The organism is Propioniciclava sp., assembly GCF_029977985.1.
Lineage (GTDB): Bacteria > Actinomycetota > Actinomycetes > Propionibacteriales > Propionibacteriaceae > Propioniciclava.
On record NZ_JARKOT010000212.1, the window covers coordinates 1 to 3,485 of the forward strand.

General features: G+C 71.0%; 4 protein-coding genes and 2 pseudogenes. 4 read left to right on the forward strand and 2 right to left on the reverse strand.

The genetic code is table 11. The features are described 5' to 3' along the window. Both Q1K57_RS12375 and Q1K57_RS12380 read right to left on the reverse strand, forming a co-directional pair. On the reverse strand, positions 1-623 hold a 623-nt coding region (locus tag Q1K57_RS12375), incomplete at its 3' end, for a Clp protease N-terminal domain-containing protein (RefSeq protein WP_300083124.1). Positions 624-629: 6 nt separating this feature from the next. After that, entirely contained in the window at positions 630-896 is a 267-nt protein-coding gene (locus Q1K57_RS12380) for a hypothetical protein (RefSeq protein WP_300083126.1), read from the reverse strand. A 127-nt stretch (positions 897-1,023) separates the two neighbouring features. Here Q1K57_RS12380 and Q1K57_RS12385 point away from each other — a divergent pair, with 127 nt between their 5' ends. From Q1K57_RS12385 to Q1K57_RS12400, 4 genes and pseudogenes are all read left to right on the forward strand, one after another. Continuing rightward, positions 1,024-1,317 (forward strand): hypothetical protein, encoded by a 294-nt coding sequence (locus Q1K57_RS12385; protein ID WP_300083128.1) that lies wholly within the window; start codon positions 1,024-1,026, stop codon positions 1,315-1,317. A 40-nt stretch (positions 1,318-1,357) separates the two neighbouring features. Beyond that, a pseudogene (locus Q1K57_RS12390) lies at positions 1,358-1,753 on the forward strand (DUF3151 domain-containing protein); the annotation flags it as partial. Positions 1,754-2,015: 262 nt separating this feature from the next. Further along, complete coding sequence (locus Q1K57_RS12395) at positions 2,016-3,296, forward strand: adenylosuccinate synthase (protein WP_300083130.1); 1,281 nt, start codon at positions 2,016-2,018, stop codon at positions 3,294-3,296. 1 nt (position 3,297) lies between these two features. Continuing rightward, a pseudogene (locus Q1K57_RS12400) lies at positions 3,298-3,485 on the forward strand (DUF393 domain-containing protein); the annotation flags it as partial.

Consider the following 3,485-nt stretch of genomic DNA (forward strand, 5'->3'; position numbering starts at 1 on the left):
TCGCCACCGTCGAAGACCTCGACGCCGTCGGGGTCGTAGGCCCACCAGGCCAAGGACTGTGGGTCGGCGAGGAGGTCGGCGAGGCGTCCGGGAGGGGTCGAGACGAACCGGCCGACACGCTGGGCCTGCGCCGGCGGGGGAAGGAGCCCGGGGGTCGGCGGGACCGTCTCGGCGGCCAGGGCATCGTCGGAGCCCTCCTTCAACTCGGCCACGAGGTCGTTCGGCAGGACGCCGTCGGCGGCGAGGAGGCGACGGGGGGCGTCCGCCTGCTTGAGGAGCTCGACGAGGCAGGCGTAGGTGTCGGGGTGCCGGGCGTCCACGATGCGGCGGGCGGCAGGAGTGAAGACGAGGTCGGGATGCCCGATCTCGCGCAGTTGGCGCGGCGGCAGCAGGAGGGGATCGGGATCGATGCCGAGGCTGCGGAGATCGGCGGCCTGGGCATCCCGGACGCGCTCGCGGGCCGACGCGAGCGTGACGCCGTGGCTGCCGAGGAGGCGGGCCGCGGCGCCGCCGAGGGCGAGGAGGCCGAGGTAGAGATGCTCGGTGTCCACCTCGCGGACGCCGACCCGTGCGGCCTCGCGCCAGCTCGCGTTGGCCCAGAGGAGGGCAAGGGTGATGTTCATGGTTCCTCAGTTCCTGGGGGCTCGGTGGAGGTCGGGGGAGACACGGCGGGCGAACTTCTTGTGGACGGCCTGCCGGGTGACGCCGAGATGTGTGGCGATGTCGGCCCAGGAGAGCCCGGCGCGCAGCGCGCTCTCGACCTGGGCGAGCTCGAGGGCGTCCGTCAGGCGCCGGAGGCTCGCCACCGCGGCGAGTCCCTGGGGGGGATCGCTGGTGTCCGCCGCGTGCGCCGCGATGCTGCGGGCGTCGGGGCCGGTGTTCTGGGGTGCGGGCATAGTGTCAATGTAGGTTGACGGGAAGGAGTTGTCAACTCAGGTTGCTCGCCGACCCGGGTTTTGACCGCGAGAATCTCGGCACGTGCCACGATTCCCTATGTCAGAAACGTGACAGTAGGGTCGGGGGGTGCGCATCGGGCCTCTGGAACTCCTCGTCATCGGGGTGATCGCGGTCATCCTGCTGCTCATGCTGTTCACGGCGCGCGACAGCCGGGCCGTGAACGTGGAACTGTCGGAGACGTTCGGCGATCCGCTCACGCCCAGCCCCGGACCCAACGCGATCCGGTGGGCGCTGGGCGTCCTGGATGAGGCCGGTGTCGACGCCGACTCGGACTCCCCCTACGCCGCTCGCCTCCTCATCGCCGCGCGCCCCGGACTCTCCCACAAGGCCGCGACGGCGCTGGTGAAAGCCATCGCCTGAAGCCCGCCCGTAAGCTGTCGCTGTGAACGACGCGCGCACCCTGCTGTTGGCCGAGGGCATCGGCGAGACCCGGCTCCCCGACGATCCCGCGCTCGCAGAGATCGTCGCCCGCTCCGACGGCCGCTTCCTCGACATCGTCGCCCAGTTCCCCGCCTCCCCGCTCGTCTGGGCTCTGCTCGCCGAGGGATCCCTCACCGCCCAGACGCCGCAGGGCGACATCACCGCCTACGCCTTTGCGCGCACCGGCTACCACCGCGGCCTGGACGCTCTCCGTCGCGCCGGCTGGCGCGGCAGGGGGCCGATCCCGTGGGAGCACGAGCCGAACCAGGGCTTCCTGCGGGCTCTCTGGGCGCTCGCCGTCGCCGCCGGCCGCATCGGCGAGACCAGCGAACACGACCGGTGCCTCCAGTTCCTCACCGAGGCCAGCCCGGACGCCCACGCGCACCTGAGCAGCCGTGAAGCCGAGCCGGCGGCGTCCCCTACGACCTCCGTGACCGGGGCTGCCACCGGACCCGCCGCACCCGCGGCGTCCACCCGCAGGCCGGCGCGCCGCTACGGCCCCAAACCTCCGCGCCGTGCCAGCAGACTGCGGCGCATCGACCCCGCGCGGCCGCCGCGCGGGCGGGTTTGGTAGACTCGCGCCGTAAGAGCCCGGCGGACCTTGCGCCGGGCTTTGGCGTGTGCAAGGAGGACTCACCATGCCGGGCATCGTCGTGATCGGAACCCAGTGGGGCGACGAGGGCAAGGGAAAGGCGACCGACCAACTCGGTGACGCGGTCGACTACACCGTGCGCTACTCGGGCGGCAACAATGCAGGCCACACGATCGTCGTGGGCGACGAGACGTACGCACTGCACTTGCTGCCCTCAGGGATCCTCAACCCGGGCATCCCGGTGATCGGGAACGGTGTCGTCGTCGACCTGGAGGTGCTGTTCTCCGAGATCGACGCGCTCAACGCCCGGGGCATCGACACGAGCCGCCTGATCATCTCGGCGAACGCCCACATCATCGCGCCCTACCACAAGACGCTCGACAAGGTGACCGAGCGGTTCCTCGGCAAGCGCAAGATCGGCACCACCGGGCGAGGTGTCGGCCCGGCCTACGCCGACAAGATCAACCGCGTCGGCATCCGCATCCAGGACCTCCTCGACGAGCAACTCCTGCGCGACAAGGTGGAGGCGGCGCTGGTCCAGAAGAACCAGCTGCTCGTGAAGGTCTACAACACCTTGGCGGTCGACCCGACCGAGGTGGCCGACCACCTGCTGAGCTTCGCCGACCGCGTCCGGCCGATGGTGCGCGATGTGGCCCGCGAGCTCAACGACGCCCTGGAGGCGGGCAAGCTCGTCGTGTTCGAGGGGGCGCAGGCCCATCACCTCGATGTGGATCACGGCACGTACCCGTACGTGACGTCGTCCAACCCGATCGCGGCCGGTGCGTGCACGGGCTCGGGGGTCGGCCCCACCCAGCTCGATCGCATCGTCGGCATCGCGAAGGCGTACACGACGCGCGTCGGCGAGGGACCGTTCCCCACCGAGCTCCTGGACGCCGACGGCGACCGGCTGCGCACCGAGGGCGGCGAGTTCGGCACGACCACGGGACGCCCCCGCCGCTGCGGCTGGTTCGACCCGCTCGTGGTGGAGGCCGCCTGCACGTACAACGGCGTCACCGACGTGTTCCTCACCAAGCTCGACATCCTCACCGGCTGGGACAAGATCCCGGTGTGCGTCGGCTACGACGTCGATGGTGAGCTGCGCGAGCACTACCCGGTGCTCATGGCCGACCTGCTGAAGGCCAAGCCGGTGTATGAGTACCTCGACGGCTGGACCGAAGACATCTCCGGCTGTCGCACCTTCGCCGAACTGCCCGCTACCACTCAGGCGTACGTCCGCCGCCTCGAGGAACTGATCCGCTGCCGCATCTCCGGCATCGGCGTCGGCCCGGGGCGCGAGCAGGTCGTGATGATCAACGACCTCATCTGAGGTGACCACGCTCCTCTACGACGCCGACTGCGGCTTCTGCACGCGGACGGCCACGTGGCTCGGGCGTTGGCTGCGCGTCGCGCCGCTGCAGGCTTCCGATCTGGATGCTCTCGGCGTGGACGTCGCCCGCGCCGAACGGGAGCTTCCGGCGGTGCTGCCGTCGGGCGAGGTGCGCTACGGGGCGGCCGC